This window comes from Sinorhizobium sp. M4_45, from assembly GCF_002885915.1.
Taxonomy (GTDB): Bacteria; Pseudomonadota; Alphaproteobacteria; order Rhizobiales; family Rhizobiaceae; genus Sinorhizobium; species Sinorhizobium meliloti_A.
Genome location: NZ_NWVE01000002.1, coordinates 618,692 through 633,197 on the forward strand (window position 1 = coordinate 618,692; position 14,506 = coordinate 633,197).

Annotated in this window: 12 protein-coding genes; 7 read left to right on the forward strand and 5 right to left on the reverse strand. The window is 63.4% G+C overall.

Annotated features, from left to right (window positions below):
* Positions 1–112 precede the first annotated feature (112 nt).
* Both CN933_RS08655 and CN933_RS08660 read left to right on the forward strand, forming a co-directional pair.
* Positions 113–2,419, forward strand: coding sequence for a Tex family protein (locus CN933_RS08655; RefSeq protein ID WP_018094604.1), 2,307 nt, complete (start codon positions 113–115; stop codon positions 2,417–2,419).
* A gap of 240 nt (positions 2,420–2,659) precedes the next feature.
* Positions 2,660–2,974: a hypothetical protein gene (locus CN933_RS08660; RefSeq protein WP_018094606.1), complete on the forward strand. Its 315-nt coding sequence runs from the start codon at positions 2,660–2,662 to the stop codon at positions 2,972–2,974.
* Positions 2,975–3,060: 86 nt separating this feature from the next.
* Here CN933_RS08660 and rkpK read toward each other — a convergent pair whose 3' ends face one another.
* The 3 genes from rkpK to CN933_RS08675 form a co-directional block, all read right to left on the reverse strand.
* Entirely contained in the window at positions 3,061–4,374 is a 1,314-nt protein-coding gene (gene rkpK, locus CN933_RS08665) for a UDP-glucose 6-dehydrogenase (protein WP_018094607.1), read from the reverse strand.
* Between the two features lie 146 nt (positions 4,375–4,520).
* Positions 4,521–5,546: an NAD-dependent epimerase gene (locus tag CN933_RS08670; protein ID WP_018094608.1), complete on the reverse strand. Its 1,026-nt coding sequence runs from the start codon at positions 5,544–5,546 to the stop codon at positions 4,521–4,523.
* A 71-nt stretch (positions 5,547–5,617) separates the two neighbouring features.
* Positions 5,618–5,950, reverse strand: a complete 333-nt coding sequence (locus tag CN933_RS08675) for an ArsR/SmtB family transcription factor (protein ID WP_018094609.1) — start codon at positions 5,948–5,950, stop codon at positions 5,618–5,620.
* Between the two features lie 51 nt (positions 5,951–6,001).
* Here CN933_RS08675 and CN933_RS08680 point away from each other — a divergent pair, with 51 nt between their 5' ends.
* Both CN933_RS08680 and CN933_RS08685 read left to right on the forward strand, forming a co-directional pair.
* Positions 6,002–6,484, forward strand: a complete 483-nt coding sequence (locus CN933_RS08680) for an SRPBCC domain-containing protein (protein WP_018094610.1) — start codon at positions 6,002–6,004, stop codon at positions 6,482–6,484.
* A 9-nt stretch (positions 6,485–6,493) separates the two neighbouring features.
* Positions 6,494–6,856: a glyoxalase/bleomycin resistance/dioxygenase family protein gene (locus CN933_RS08685; RefSeq protein ID WP_018094611.1), complete on the forward strand. Its 363-nt coding sequence runs from the start codon at positions 6,494–6,496 to the stop codon at positions 6,854–6,856.
* A gap of 108 nt (positions 6,857–6,964) precedes the next feature.
* On the opposite strand, the gene CN933_RS08690 is transcribed toward CN933_RS08685, so the two are convergent.
* Complete coding sequence (locus CN933_RS08690; protein ID WP_018094612.1) at positions 6,965–7,705, reverse strand: L,D-transpeptidase; 741 nt, start codon at positions 7,703–7,705, stop codon at positions 6,965–6,967.
* Between the two features lie 223 nt (positions 7,706–7,928).
* Here CN933_RS08690 and recO point away from each other — a divergent pair, with 223 nt between their 5' ends.
* Positions 7,929–8,672, forward strand: coding sequence for a DNA repair protein RecO (recO, locus tag CN933_RS08695; RefSeq protein ID WP_086017456.1), 744 nt, complete (start codon positions 7,929–7,931; stop codon positions 8,670–8,672).
* Positions 8,673–8,784: 112 nt separating this feature from the next.
* On the opposite strand, the gene CN933_RS08700 is transcribed toward recO, so the two are convergent.
* Positions 8,785–10,788 carry a PhoX family protein gene (locus tag CN933_RS08700; RefSeq protein WP_018094614.1) on the reverse strand — a complete coding sequence of 668 codons (2,004 nt, stop codon included), beginning with the start codon at positions 10,786–10,788 and terminating at the stop codon, positions 8,785–8,787.
* Positions 10,789–11,033: 245 nt separating this feature from the next.
* On the opposite strand from CN933_RS08700, the gene CN933_RS08705 reads away from it, so the two are divergent.
* Together CN933_RS08705 and CN933_RS08710 are read left to right on the forward strand one after the other, a co-directional pair.
* Positions 11,034–13,790 carry a DUF2339 domain-containing protein gene (locus tag CN933_RS08705; protein ID WP_026168571.1) on the forward strand — a complete coding sequence of 919 codons (2,757 nt, stop codon included), beginning with the start codon at positions 11,034–11,036 and terminating at the stop codon, positions 13,788–13,790.
* Entirely contained in the window at positions 13,787–14,443 is a 657-nt protein-coding gene (locus tag CN933_RS08710; protein WP_018094615.1) for an HD domain-containing protein, read from the forward strand. The genes CN933_RS08705 and CN933_RS08710 overlap by 4 nt, the downstream gene beginning before the upstream one ends.
* The last annotated feature ends 63 nt before the right edge of the window (positions 14,444–14,506 follow it).

Genomic DNA, 14,506 nt, shown 5'->3' on the forward strand with positions numbered 1-14,506 from the left:
GGCACCGTCTCCTGATCTTCTGTGGAGTTCGCCCGGGCGGCCATCGGCCTTCACTTGGCCTTGATGGTCTGCGCCGGTATGGTCCGGCCGAAACAGGAAACGGAACGAGAGAATGGTCACGACCGCAAAGCCCATCGCCGCCATCATCGCCAGCGAAATCAAGGCGACCGCCGCCCAGGTCACAGCGGCAGTCGAATTGCTGGACGGCGGAGCGACGGTGCCTTTCATCGCCCGCTATCGCAAGGAGGTCACCGGCGGTCTCGACGACACGCAACTGCGCGTCCTGTCGGAGCGGCTTACCTATCTGCGCGAGCTTGAAGCGCGGCGGGCGTCGATTGTCGATTCGATCCGCGGCCAGGGCAAGATGACCGACGAGCTCGAAGGCAAAATCGCCGGCGCGGTTACCAAGGCGGAACTCGAAGACATTTACCTGCCCTATAAGCCGAAGCGCCGCACCAAGGCGGAAATCGCGCGCGAACGTGGGCTGGGCGCACTGGCCGAAGCAATTCTTTCCGACCGCTCGATCGCGCCGGCCGAACGCGCGGCCGCCTTCCTCACCGCCGATGTGCCGGACGTCAAGACCGCACTCGACGGCGCCCGCGATATCATCGCCGAGGCCATGACCGAGAACGCCGACCTTCTCGGGCGGTTGCGGAACTATATGCGGGAGGCAGCCTTCCTGCGCGCTCGGGTCGTGGACGGCAAGCAGGAGTCCGGCGCCAAATTCTCGGACTATTTCGACCACTCCGAGCGCTGGGCGACGGTGGCCGGGCACCGCGCATTGGCGATGTTGCGCGGCTGGAACGAAGAGGTTCTCTCGGTCGATATCGTGGTCGATCAGGAGGCCGCGCCTTCGCACAGGCCGACCGAGCGGATGATCGCGGCGGCCTACGGTGTCGGCGATCGGTTGCCCGGCGACAGATGGCTGCTGGAGGTCATCGGCTGGACATGGCGCGTCAAGCTTTCGCTTTCGCTGTCGCTGGACCTGATGCGCGAGCTGCGCGAGCGGGCCGAAGAAGAGGCAATCCGCGTCTTCGCACGCAATCTCAAGGACCTGCTGCTCGCGGCACCCGCGGGCTCGCGCGCGACCATGGGCCTCGATCCCGGGATCCGCACCGGCGTCAAGGTCGCGGTGGTCGACGGCACAGGCAAGCTGCTCGACACCGCCACGGTCTATCCCTTTCCGCCGAAGAACGACATTCGCGGCGCCCAGGCAGAGCTTGCGGCGCTCGTGCGCAAGCATAAGGTGGAACTGATTGCGATCGGCAACGGCACCGGTAGCCGTGAAACGGAGAAACTCGTCGCAGACATGCTCGCTGCCACGCCGGCGCCGAAGCCTACCAAGGTGATCGTGTCCGAAGCGGGTGCATCGGTCTATTCCGCTTCGGAGACGGCGGCTGCCGAGTTTCCGGGCCTCGACGTTTCCCTGCGGGGCGCCGTCTCGATCGCCCGCAGGCTGCAGGATCCGCTGGCCGAGCTCGTCAAGATCGAACCGAAATCGATCGGCGTCGGCCAGTACCAGCACGACGTCGATCAGTCGAAGCTGAGCCGCTCGCTCGACGCCGTCGTCGAGGATGCGGTAAACGCCGTCGGGGTCGATCTCAACACCGCCTCGGCGCCGCTCCTGGCGCGTGTCTCCGGACTGGGCAAGTCCTCGGCCGAGGCAATCGTCGCGCACCGCGATGCGATGGGGGCCTTCGCCAGCCGCCAGGAGCTTTTGAAAGTGCCGCGTCTCGGCGCCCGCACCTTCGAGCAGTGCGCCGGCTTTCTGCGGATACCGAACGGTTCCGAGCCGCTCGACGCGTCTGCGGTGCATCCGGAGGCCTATGGCGTTGCCAAGAAGATCGTTGCAGCCTGCGGGCGGGACGTGCGCTCGCTGATGGCAGACAGCGCCGAGCTGAAAAAACTCGATCCGCGCATTTTCGTCGACGAGCGCTTCGGCCTGCCGACGGTCAAGGACATCCTGGCCGAACTCGAGAAACCGGGTCGCGATCCGCGCCCGAGCTTCAAGACGGCCACCTTCGCGGAAGGCGTGGACGACATCAAGGATCTGAAAGTCGGGATGCGGCTCGAGGGCACAGTGACCAATGTCGCAGCGTTCGGCGCCTTCGTCGATATCGGCGTGCACCAGGATGGCCTCGTCCACGTGTCGCAATTGGCCGACCGCTTCGTCAAGGATCCGCATGAGGTCGTCAAGGCGGGTGACGTCGTGCAGGTCCGCGTCACGGAGGTCGACGTCGCCCGCAAGCGCATCGGGCTCTCCATGCGCAAGGAAGGTAGCGCCGACACGCCCCGTGAGTCGAGGGGGGCGACACCGAAGGGCGCGAACCGGGGCGGGTCGGCTCGGTCGCAAACACCGCAGGAGCCGGCGCAGGGCGCGTTCGGCGCGGCGCTGATGGCGGCGATGAAGAAAAAATGAGAGCGTTTGATGGAACGGCACGCATGGAAGGATCGTTACCCGGGCATCGATGCTCGTGTGATGGCTCAGGTTGCGCTCTATAATTCAGCCAACTGAGATGTAACCCGCCTCAGTCACACTTTTCGGATGGCGACATCGCTCCGTCTCGTGAATGTGTCGACCATCGAATGCCGGTATACGGCGGAACAGGTCAGCGGAAATCCTCTTCCGCCGGGACTTCCCGGCTAAAGGAGGTGCGTCATGGTACGCAATGTGGTCCGCGGCTTCTCTCTTGCCGTCCTTCTGACGGCCGCAGTGACGGCCTACCCCAATTCGGCAGATTCACAGGCCGTTGTGAATTGCGCCGAGCGTTCGCAGGTTGTCGAGCTGCTTGCTCGACAATATCAAGAAAAGCAGGCCGCGTTCGGGCAGATCAATCCGCAAGCGGTCATGGAACTCTATGCGGCCGACGGCGGCAGTTGGACTTTGATCGTAACCGATGTTTCCGGCCGAAGCTGCGTCTTCCTTGCCGGAAAAAGCTGGGAACAGGTCATCCAGGTCGGCCCGAGGGCCTGACCTTCAGCCCTTCTGCGCGAGGCGCGCAGAGGGAAGCCCGTGCAGCTTCCCTCCGCTTACCATTGAATGCGACGGTGCGTTGCCGGTCAGTCCGGCCTGCCGATGCTCGCATAGCGGAAGCCGTGCCTTGCGACCTCGTCCTTGCGATAGATGTTGCGCAAGTCGACGAGCAGGGGCGTCTTCATGGCGGATTTCAAACGGTCGAAATCCAGCGCCCGGAATTCGTTCCATTCCGTTATGATCACCAGAGCATCCGCCTCGGCCGCCGCTTCATAGGGGTCGCTCGCGCAGTCCAGGCCCTCTATCAGCTTGCGCGCGTTTTCCATTCCTTCGGGGTCGTAACCGGTAACGCGGGCGCCTGCGTCCTGCAACGCCTGAACCACCGCGATTGCAGGGCTGTCGCGCATGTCGTCGGTGTTCGGCTTGAAGGTCAGGCCGAGGACTGCGATCTTGGAGCCGCGGATATCGCCGCCGGCCGCCGCAATCACCTTGCGTCCCATTGCCCGCTTGCGGTTGTCGTTGACGGCGACCGTGGTTTCGACGAGCCGCACGGGGGTGTCGTGGTCCTGGGCGGTTTTAACCAGCGCCAATGTGTCCTTGGGGAAGCAGGAGCCGCCATATCCCGGCCCGGCATGCAGGAACTTCGACCCGATGCGGCCGTCCAGCCCGATGCCGCGGGCGACGTCCTGCACATTGGCACCGACTTTCTCGCAGAGATCGGCAATCTCGTTGATGAAGGTAATCTTCATCGCCAGGAAGGCGTTGCCGGCATATTTGATCAGTTCCGACGTGCGGCGTGTCGTGAATACCAGCGGCGACTGGTTGAGATAGAGCGGCCGATAGACCTCCGTCATCACCTCTCGCGCGCGACCGTCACTGCCGTCGACCCCGATGACGATCCTGTCGGGCCGTTTGAAATCCTCGATCGCGGCGCCTTCCCGCAGGAATTCCGGGTTGGAGACGACGGTGACGTCAGCCGCAGGGTTGGTTTCGCGGATGATGCGCTCGACCTCGTCTCCGGTGCCGACCGGAACCGTGGACTTGGTCACCACGACGGTAAAGCCCTGAAGGTTGGCAGCGATTTCGCGTGCAGCTGCGTAAACATAGGAAAGATCCGCATGTCCGTCACCGCGCCGCGACGGCGTTCCGACGGCAATGAAAACGACGTCGCTGGCGGCCACGGCGGTCTTGAGATCATCGGTGAAATTCAGGCGCCCGGACGCGACGTTGCTGGCGACGAGATGGTCCAGCCCGGGTTCGAAGATGGGAATCTGCCCCTTCTTCAGCGCCGAGATCTTGCCTTCGTCCTTGTCGACGCAGACGACGTCATGGCCGAAATCCGCAAAGCAAACACCCGAAACAAGGCCGACATAGCCGGCACCGATCATCGTGATTTTCATCCGCTTTTCCTTTGATTGTTCTTGAGAACGCTGATCAATTAAGTTTTATCTAATAAAAGGATGTCATCGATAAAAAAGTAAAGAAAAACCAAATTGCAACTGCGTGCGGAAGCACGCGCTTCGCACAAATATCGCTTGTTTTACCATCAGACGGTCGTGGGTGCACGGCGATAATTCTGTTCATACCACTCGACGAAGCGCGCAACGCCTTCCTCGACCGAAACGGACGGCTTGAATCCGGTCAGGGCTTCGAGCAGGTCCGGCGAAGCGAAGGTGCGCGGTACGTCGCCCTGCTGCATCGGCAGCATGTTGCGGATCGCCGGACGCCCCATCGCCTTCTCGACCGTTTCGACGAAGGTCATCAATTCTACCGGCTGGCCACCGCCGGTATTGACGACGCGGAACGGCGCATGGCGCGAAAGCGTATCCGTGGCCTTTTCCGGTGCCACCCGGTTCTCCTCGGAGGGCGCAATATGCGACAGCCGCACGATGCTTTCGACGAGATCGTCGATATAGGTGAAGTCCCGGCTCATCCGACCCTCGCCATAAATGTCGATCGGGCGGCCGTTGTCTATGGCGTCGACGAATTTGAAGAGCGCCATGTCCGGCCGCCCCCAGGGGCCGTAAACGGTGAAGAAGCGGAAGGCGGTGGTCGGCACCTTGTAGAGATGCGCATAGCTGTGCGCCATCAACTCCATCGACTTCTTCGTCGCGGCATAGAGCGTCATGGGTTCGTCGGCCCGGTCCGCTTCGGCGAACGGGATCTTCTCGTTGGCGCCGTAGATCGAGGAGGTGGAGGCGAGCATCAGGTGCTTCGGTGCGATCGCCTTGGCGAGCTCGAGCATGTTCCACGACCCGACGAGATTTGCGTCCACATAGGCTTTCGGGTTTTCGAGGCTGTAGCGGACGCCTGCCTGGGCGGCGAGGTGGATAATGACTTCCGGCTCGGCAAGCTCCGCCGCCCGGTCCAGCGCGGCCTTGTCCTCGAGCATGGCCGTCACCGCCTTGAAGCCGTTGGAGCGCTGAAGGATCGCGTGTCGGCGCTCTTTCAGCGTCACGTCGTAATAGGGCGTCATGCCGTCGAATCCGACGACGAAATGCCCCTCGTCGATCAGTCGTTTTGCAACATGAAAACCGATGAACCCTGCAGTGCCGGTGATGAGGTAACGCATGACGATTTCCCCCAGTTTGCCCCACTCCACAGTTCATACGCAGAAAGGCGGCCGATGAAAAGTCAATTCCGTCACTCGCGGGGCTCGTCGAGCTCACGTTGGAGGGCTGTCAGAACGGACATTGCGTGGCCGGCATACTGACTGATCCAACGATCGTGGATGGCACGGATGGGCAAGGCGTTCAGGTGGTTCCACCGCTCCCGGCCCTCGCGCCTGGCGAGAACGAGATCGGCCTCCTCAAGAACCTTCAGGTGCTGCATCACCGTGCAGCGATCCAGGTTCGGGAAGAGCTCGCAGAGCATGCCCGTCGTTTGCGGTTTCTCCTTCAGCGCGTCGAGCATCCGTCGCCGCAGGCCGTTCGCCAGCGCTTTGAAAACCGCATCGTCTTTCGAATCGTTTGACATGTTATGTTTTTATAACATATTATCCACCGATACAATCGTGAGGAGGACGTCATGGCATTCGAATTTCGTGTGAATGGACGTATTGCCCGTCCCGTCGAGCAGGTCTTCGACGCGGTGGTAAACCCGGATCAGCTCAGCCGCTATTTCGTAACGCTCGGCGGCATCAGCGGACCGCTGGTTGCCGGCACCACCGTGACGTGGTGGGGCGAAGTTCCCATCAAGGTCGAGGCCGTGGAGCCCAACGAGCGGATCGTCTTTTGCTGGGATGCCATGACCGGTGAGGGCGAGTCCCCCTACCAGACGCGGGTTGAGATGCGCTTTCAGTCGCTCGACGACGGCGCCACCATGGTGACGATCGCCGAGAGCGGCTGGCGGGAAAACGAACAGGGGCAGAAGAGCTCCTATCTCAATTGCGAGGGCTGGTCGCAGATGCTCGCCTGCATGAAGGCCTGGGTCGAATACGGCATCAATTTGCGGGAGGGCTATTATGTGAGCGAACTCTCCGGCAAGCCGGCGCTCGAACCGCAACTGTAGGAGGGGGCGATGTCCACCGAAATCAAGGGCGGTATCAACATCGCCATGAAAGTTCCGAGCCATCAATACGAAGCGGTGATCGCCTTCTACCGCGACGTCGTCGGTCTCGCGCCTTTCGACGAAAAGGCACCGGCGAAAGGCTTCATTCTCGGCCCCAATCGTTTGTGGATAGACGAAGCGCCGCATTACAGCCAGGCGGAAATATGGCTGGAACTCTTTACCGAAGATCACGAGGCAGCCCTCGATCGTCTCGCAGCGCACCAGGTCGTGCGCTGCGATCAGATCGAGAAACTGGGCGAGGGCTTCCGCGGCGGATGGATCATGAACCCCGCCAATATCGTGCACCTCGTGCGCGAGCCGGATGCCTGGTAAGGGAGCGAGAGCATTTCAAGGTTTCATAGAAACACTGAAATGCTCTAACCATTTAATCCAACGCAATTCCGGGCGGAAAACCGTTTACACACTTTCCCTGGATGTACTCTAGAACGAAAGCGTTCCGCTGCCATCGGCGGCGGTCGACATCGGTGCATCCATCGGCTGGCTCATCGGCGGTTCCGCCTGGAGCACGACAACGCGCGAGCCTTCCGGCACGCGGCTGTAAAGGTCGATGATATCCGGGTTGAACAGGCGGATGCAGCCGCTCGAGACCGCCTTGCCGATCGACCAGGCCTCCGTGGTGCCGTGGATGCGGAACAGCGTGTCGCGGTTTCCCTGGTAGAGATAGAGCGCGCGCGGTCCGAGGGGATTGCGCAGGCCGGGGTCCATGCCTCCCGCGAGCGGTCCGTAGCGCTCGGGTTCGCGCGCGACCATGTCGGATGTCGGCGTCCAGCGCGGCCATTCCGCCTTGCGGCCGACGCGCGCCTCGCCCTCGAATTCCAGCCCGGCCTTGCCGACGCCGATGCCGTAACGAAGCGCCATGCCTCCGCCCTGCACGAGATAGAGAAAGCGGTTTTCCGTGTCGATCACGACAGTACCCGGCGGCTCATGCGTGACGTAAGGCACCTGTTGCCGCAGAAAACGCGGTTCGACCTTGCTGATGTCGGTGGCCGGAAGCGGAAACTTCTCATCCGGCTTCGCCCCATACATTGCTACGAAATAGGGATCCGGCCCCTTCGGCCGGACCGGCTGGTTGCTGCTCACGCAACCCGCCAGCGCGGCGGAGAGGGCCAAAGCGGCGCAAAGCTGCATCAGACGGCTGGCGCGATTCCCGGACACACACATAGTCGAATTGTTCCTGCTGACTGTCATTCTTGAGGAGGCACGTCTAAGGCCTCGCAACCCGCATTGAAAGGCGTCGCAATGCGGCAAAAACGACAATAGATTTGCGGCGCACGGCAAGTGTAGCGGAAAGGCTACAGTTTGTTTCCGCCGCACCGGACAAGGCTCGAAACCGGGCGCGTTTCTTCGCTTGCTCCGGTTTCGGCGGCGGGTGTATGCCTTTTTCATGCAATGGAGCGATGAAGCCATAATTCTCGGCATCCGGCGGCATGGCGAGAGCTCTGTCATCGCGGAGGTGATGACGCCCGGGCACGGGCGGCATCTCGGGCTCGTGCGCTCGGGCCGCTCGCGTGCGATGCAGCCGGTGCTGCAGCCGGGCAATTCCGTGGAGGTGAACTGGCGGGCGAGGCTGGACGAGCATCTCGGCGAATTCCGCGTCGAGCCGCTGCAATTGCGCGCCGCGAGGCTGATCGAGACGGCGACTTCCGTCTACGGAATTCAGGCGATCGGCGCACTCTTGCGGCTCCTGCCGGAGCGCGACCCGCATCCCCATCTCTACGAGGCGCTCGCCGTCATAGTCGATCACCTCCAGGACCCGGCAGACGCCGGCGAATTGTTCGTGCGCTTCGAACTCGCGGTGCTGAACGATCTCGGCTTCGGTCTGGATCTTTCCCGATGTGGTGCGACGGGTGCGCGCAGCGACCTTGTCTTCGTATCGCCGAAATCGGGCCGCGCGATCTGCCGCGAAGCGGGTGCCCCTTACGCCGATCGCATGCTCGCCCTCCCGGACTTCCTATCGGGAGGAACCAGAGCTGCCGATCACGAAAGCCTTGCCGCCGCCTTCCGCCTTACCGCCTATTTCCTCAACCGCCATGTTTACGAGCCGCGGGGCGTCGACGCCGCGTCGGCGCGGGACGGGTTCGTCCATGCGACGCTGAAGGCGCTGAAGGCCGCATCGTCGGAGGCTTAAGCGTTTCTGAGAAGGCGACCGCGGTGGCGACGGGTGGCGGATGGCTTTTCTCCCACCCCTGTGACGGACACAGGGATGGGAGGTCGCAGAGGGTGTGGCGCTCCGAAACGCTTCAGCCGATCTTGCCGCCACCCTGCTTGGTGACGGCGACGACGGCCGGGCGCACCGGCATGTCGTCGCGGAAATCCGGCCAGCGCGTCGCCGGCTTCTCGTAGGTTGCGAGACCGGCATCGCCCGGGTGCTGAACCGCGAGGAAGAAGGTGTCGCTCGTCGGGTTGAAGCTCGGCCCGCACATTTCGGCACCGACCGGCACCCGGAAGAACAGCTTCGAGGTGCCGCGGCCTTCGCCTTCCGTCTCCACGGCCCAGACACCGTCCGTGCGCCCCGTGTCCTTTTCGTTGTTGCCATCGGTCGACACCCAAAGACGGCCATCGGCGTCGATGGCGCAATTGTCCGGCATGCCGAACCAGCCGTTCCTGGTCGTCGCGGTGGAGAAGGAGGCACCGACCTCGGCGACGCTCGGATCGCCGCACTTCAGGAGGACGTCCCAGCGGGATTTCGTCGAGGCGAAATCGCCGTCGGTTTCCGAAATTTCGACGATGTGGCCGAAGGCATTCTTGGCGCGCGGATTGGCGGCGTCGATCTCGTCCTCCTTGCGCTTCGTGTTGTTGGTCAGCATCACATAGACCTTGCCGGTCTTCGGATTGGGCTGAACGTCTTCCGGCCGGTCCATCTTGGTCGCGCCGAGCGCATCGGCGGCAAAACGGGTGTCGATCAGCACGTCGGCCTGGGAGGCGAAGCCGTTCTCGGCCGTCAGCGGCCCTTCGCCGTGGACGAGAGGCATCCAGGTGACCGTGCCGTCCTCGTCGAACTTCGCCACGTAGAGCGTGCCTTCGTCGAAGAGATCCATATTCGCCGCCCGGTCGTCCGGGTTGTAAGTGCCTTTCGTCACGAACTTGTAGACATAATCGTAGCGTTCGTCGTCGCCGCTATAGAGGACGACGCGGCCATCCCTGTTGACGATCGACTCGCAGCCCTCGTGCTTGAAGCGTCCGATCGCGGTGCGCTTCTTCGGGACGGAGGTGGGGTCCAGCGGGTCGACCTCGACCACCCAGCCGAAGCGGTTGGCTTCGTTCGGCTCCTTGGATACGTCGAAGCGGTCGTAGAATTTCGACCATTCATACTGCCCGCCCGGCGCGCCGACACGCTTCATCTGCTTGAATTCCGGATGATCCTCGGCGAGTTCGCCGCCGAAATAGCCGTTGAAGTTTTCTTCGGCCATCATGTAGGTGCCCCAGGCGGTGACGCCGCCGGCACAATTGTTGAGGGTACCGAAGACCTTCCTGCCGGTCGGATCCGACGGGGTCTTGACCCGCTCGTGGCCGGCAACAGGGCCGGAAAGCTGCATCTCGGTCGTGGCCGTGATGCGGCGGTTGTACTTGCCGTCGAGGACCGGCTGCCATTTCCCGTCGATCTTGCGGATTTCGATGACGGTGCCGCCATGGGCGGCCATTTCGATATCGACGAGGTCCTTGGTGTACTCGCCGAGCACGACCTTGTCCTCCTCCTTGCCGTCCTCCGTCACCTTTTCGACGCGGGCGAAGTTCGGGAACATGATCTCCGCATTAGTGTATTCGTGGTTGACGACCAGCAGGCCGTGGTCCGGATTGCCTTCGAGCGGAATGAAGCCGACATAGTCGTTGTTGTAGCCGAACTGCCGGCTCTGGGCCTCGGCTGTCTGGTTCAGCGGGTCGAATTCCGGGCTATCGGCAAAGACCTTGTCGCCCCAGCGCAGCAGGATGTCGGCGTCGTAACCCTCGGCTACATGATGGGTCTCGTCGACACCGGCTTCGATCTCCTTGAAGGCGAATCGCGACGCTTCGCCGTTTGCCCGTGCTTCGTCAGCCGTCAGCAGGGCGAGGGGGCTGACCGTCGTGGATATGGCAGCCACGGCCAGAGAACCGCCGATGAACGACCGGCGCGAGAAGCGGCGATTGATGATGTCGCCCATGGTCGGGTTGGTGGAACAGTTATGGCCGACGTCTTCCAGTTCTTCCCTGCGCTCCGTCAGCGTCTTGAATTCGGTTTCTTCGGTAAGGCCGAGATACTTGTCCATGGCAATTCTCCCCATTGAGACGGTAGACGCGCCCGATCTCCCGGGCGTCCCGGTCTCGCTTTACCAGTGAGTTCATGACAGTCCTGCGACAATTGGATGAAGAGATTACTGCAGAGGGTCGCGATGCCGCGATGCTCCTCACGGCTCCACAAATCCGCGGATATCTGCCGCAGGATATTTTCGGCGCCCGTTTCGCGCTAACGTTGTCCGAATCGATCCTGATCGTGGTGATGCCGGGGGAACTGATGCTCGAGGCCATAGCTCTTCTAGCCTTCGTGATGGCGCTCGTTGCTTTCCTCGGCGGCCGGAGGACGGCCGAGCGCCTCGACCGTGAAATCGAGAGCCTGAAGGCGGAGATCGCGCGGCTCGGGAGAGAGTCGACGGAACAGCGCTCCCCGGATATCGAAGCTGCGAGGACGGAGGCTGACGTTGCGAAGGCTGCCGAGCCCGAGGCGATGGCCGACGGTCCATGGGCGCGGGCGCGGCAGGACGCTCACGCCGTTGCTGACGAAACCAGGGGTGCTGCCGAAAGCCTCGACGAGGAGGCCGCGCCACCGGCGATACCCTCGGCTGCGGCAGCGCGGACCGAGAGCCTGGAGAGCCGGATCGGCGGGAGGTGGCCGGTCTGGGTCGGGGGGCTCGCCTTGGCGCTCGGCGGCTATTTCCTCGTGCAGTATTCGATCGATGCCGGCTTGCTGAGCCCCCCGGTCCGCTTGACCCTCGCCGCCCTCTTCGGGCTCGCGCTCGGAGCAGCCGGCGAGGTGATCCGCCGGCGCGCCGTGCCTGCTGTCGCGGACCGCTTCCGCAACGCGATGATACCGGGCGTTCTGACCGCTGCCGGTGCCGTCACCCTGTTTGGCGTCGTCTATGCCGCCTATGGCATCTACGGCTTCATCGGCACTGCAGCCGCTTTCATTCTGCTGGCGGTGATTTCGCTTGCGACGGTGGGGCTGTCACTGCTGCACGGTCAGGCGTTTGCCGGCCTCGGTCTTCTCGCATCGCTTCTGACGCCCCTGTTCGTCTCCAGCGGAGAGCCGCGCCCCTGGGTGTTGTTCGGCTTCCTTGCGGCCGCATGGCTCGCCACGCTTGCCGCGTCGCGTCTGCGCCGCTGGTCGGTCGTTCCGACGCTTGCCAATGCCGGCCTCGGGCTCTGGGGCCTTGCCTATGTAGCGCTCGCGACGCCTTTCGAGGCGCCTCCGGTGACCTTCGCGCTCCTGGTGATGATCGCCGGTGTCGCACTGATCTGGCCGGGCCTCGGCGAGCGGGACGCGGAGCCGAGCGGAGCGCCGGCGGCGGGCGCCTGGGAGCGGCTCTTCAAGCCGCCCCGACTTGCCATCTCCATCTCGGCGGCGATCGTCGCAGCCGTTCTCGCGCTGCTGTTCATCAGCCCGACCGTCGACGCCCAGCGTTTCCCGGTGACCGAATTCGTGGTCGTCGTCGCGGCGCTTGCCGCTGCAGGCTCCTTGCGTCCAAATGCGGTCTATGGGGCACTGCTCGCCGCCTTCGGTGCCATCGCAGGTACCTGGAGCTTGACTGCGCTCAGTGGTGTTCTGTCCTATCTCGATCCGTCTTTGGCCGATTTGCCGCCCGAGATCGTCGTCCCTGGCCGCACGGCCATGCTGAGCGCCATGATACTTTCGGCGCTCTTCGTCCTCTTCGGCGCCCTCGTGCTTGCCCGGCGCCCGGCGGGGAATCGGCCATTCGTCGTTCTTTGGGCAGGTCTCGCCGCCGCAGTGCCAAATGCGCTTCTGGCCATGTCGTTCCTGATGACGGGCAATTTCACCTTCGACCTGCCGCATGGCCTCGTCGCCTTGGCCGGCGGGCTGTTCCTTCTCGGGCTAGTCGAATGGCTCTATCGCCGGGGCACAGAGGCGGGGGAAGTCGACGTTCCCGGCGGTCTGCTGGCGCTCGGCTCCTTCGGTCTTCTCGTCATCGGGCTTCACGCCTGGACCGACGGCCTGGTGACGACACTGGCGATCGCTTTCCTCGGGGCCGCATACAGCTTCGCGACGCGTCTTCGCTCCTGGCCGGTTCTTCCCTGGGTGACGGTCGCCGGCGCGGTCGTCGTTCTCGCGCGGATTGCCTGGGAGCCGACGATCGTCGGGCCGGGCAGCCTCGGAACGGTGCCGGTCTTCAATGCGCTGCTCCCGGGCTACGGCATCCCGGCGTTGTTGCTCGTCGCCTCCGCCTATTTCCTGAGGACCTTGCCGGATGTGCGGGTGCGCAACCTGCTGCAGGCGCTGGCGAGCCTTTTCGTGCTTCTGACGGTCGCGATCCTCGTTCGCCACGCGATGAACCGCGGCGTGCTCGACAGTTCCGTCCCGACACTCGGTGAGCAGGCGATCTACACGCTTCTCGCGATCGGCGCCTCCGGGATATTCATGACACTAGACGGGAGGTCGCCGAGTCCGGTGTTCCGGTATGGCGGCATGGCGCTCGGGGTCCTGTCGATGCTTTCCGTGCTTGCCGCCCACCTCGTCGGTTTGAACCCGTATTTCAGCGGCGAACTGCTCGGAAGGGTTCCCTTCTTCGACCTGCTCCTCATCGGGTATCTGCTCCCCGCCATCGGCTATGCGGGGCTTGCCCGGTATGCGCGGGGCCGTCGCCCGCTGCCCTATGTGGCGGCGCTCGCCGTCAGTGGCGCCGTTCTCGCCTTCGCCTGGGCGAGCCTCAGCGTGCGCCGTTTCTGGCAAGGGCAGAACGTCGCCGATTGGAAGGGCTTCCTGCAGGGTGAGACCTACACCTATTCGGTGGTCTGGCTGGTTCTCGGCGTGCTGCTTCTCGTGGTCGGCTCGCGCATGAATGCCAAGAGCATCCGTATCGCCTCGGCGGTGCTGGTCTTCATCGCCGTGCTCAAGGTATTCCTGGTCGACATGTCCAATCTCGAAGGCTTTCTGCGGGCGCTGTCCTTCATCGGCCTGGGGGCGGTACTGATCGGTATCGGGCTCTTCTACCAGAAGATATTGTCGGGCAGCGCTGGCAACGGGGCTCACCGCGCATGAGCCGACTTCCTGCACTCGCGGCCGCCTTCGCACCCCATGACCGGCTCGCCGGCGAACTCCTCCCGCATGCCTTCGCCGCGGACGATGGTTCCCATGACGCCTCGCATCTCATCCGAGTCTGGAAAAACGCTCTCCGCATCCAGTCGGAGGAGGGTGGCAACACCCGCCTGCTGGCCGCCGCCGTGCTGCTGCACGACTGCGTGTCGGTCGAGAAAAATTCCCCACAGCGTGCAGCGGCTTCTCGGCTGGCGGCCGAAAAGGCGTCCGAAATCCTCGAGAGGCTCGGCTGGAGTGCGGCCGATATCACATCCGTCGCCCACGCCGTTCTGACACACAGCTTTTCGGCCAATCTGCCGCCGGAAACGCTGGAGGCGCAGATTCTGCAGGATGCCGATCGGCTCGATGCCATCGGCATGGTCGGCGCTGCCCGCTGCTTTTACATCGCCGGGCGCATGAACAGCGCGCTTTATGATCCCCTCGATCCCCTGGCCGAAGCCCGCCCGCTCGACGACAAGGCTTTCGCGATCGACCATTTCGAGGCGAAGCTCTTCCGCCTGGCGAAGGATTTCCAGACCGCGGCGGGGCGGCGGCTGGCTGTCGAGCGGCAGGAGCGGCTTCGCGGCGTGCTTGCCATGATGCTGGATGAAATCTAAAAGCTTCAATGGGTTGGCACGTCCCGGTGAATCAGATTGGCAACGGCCTGACTCGATTTCTGA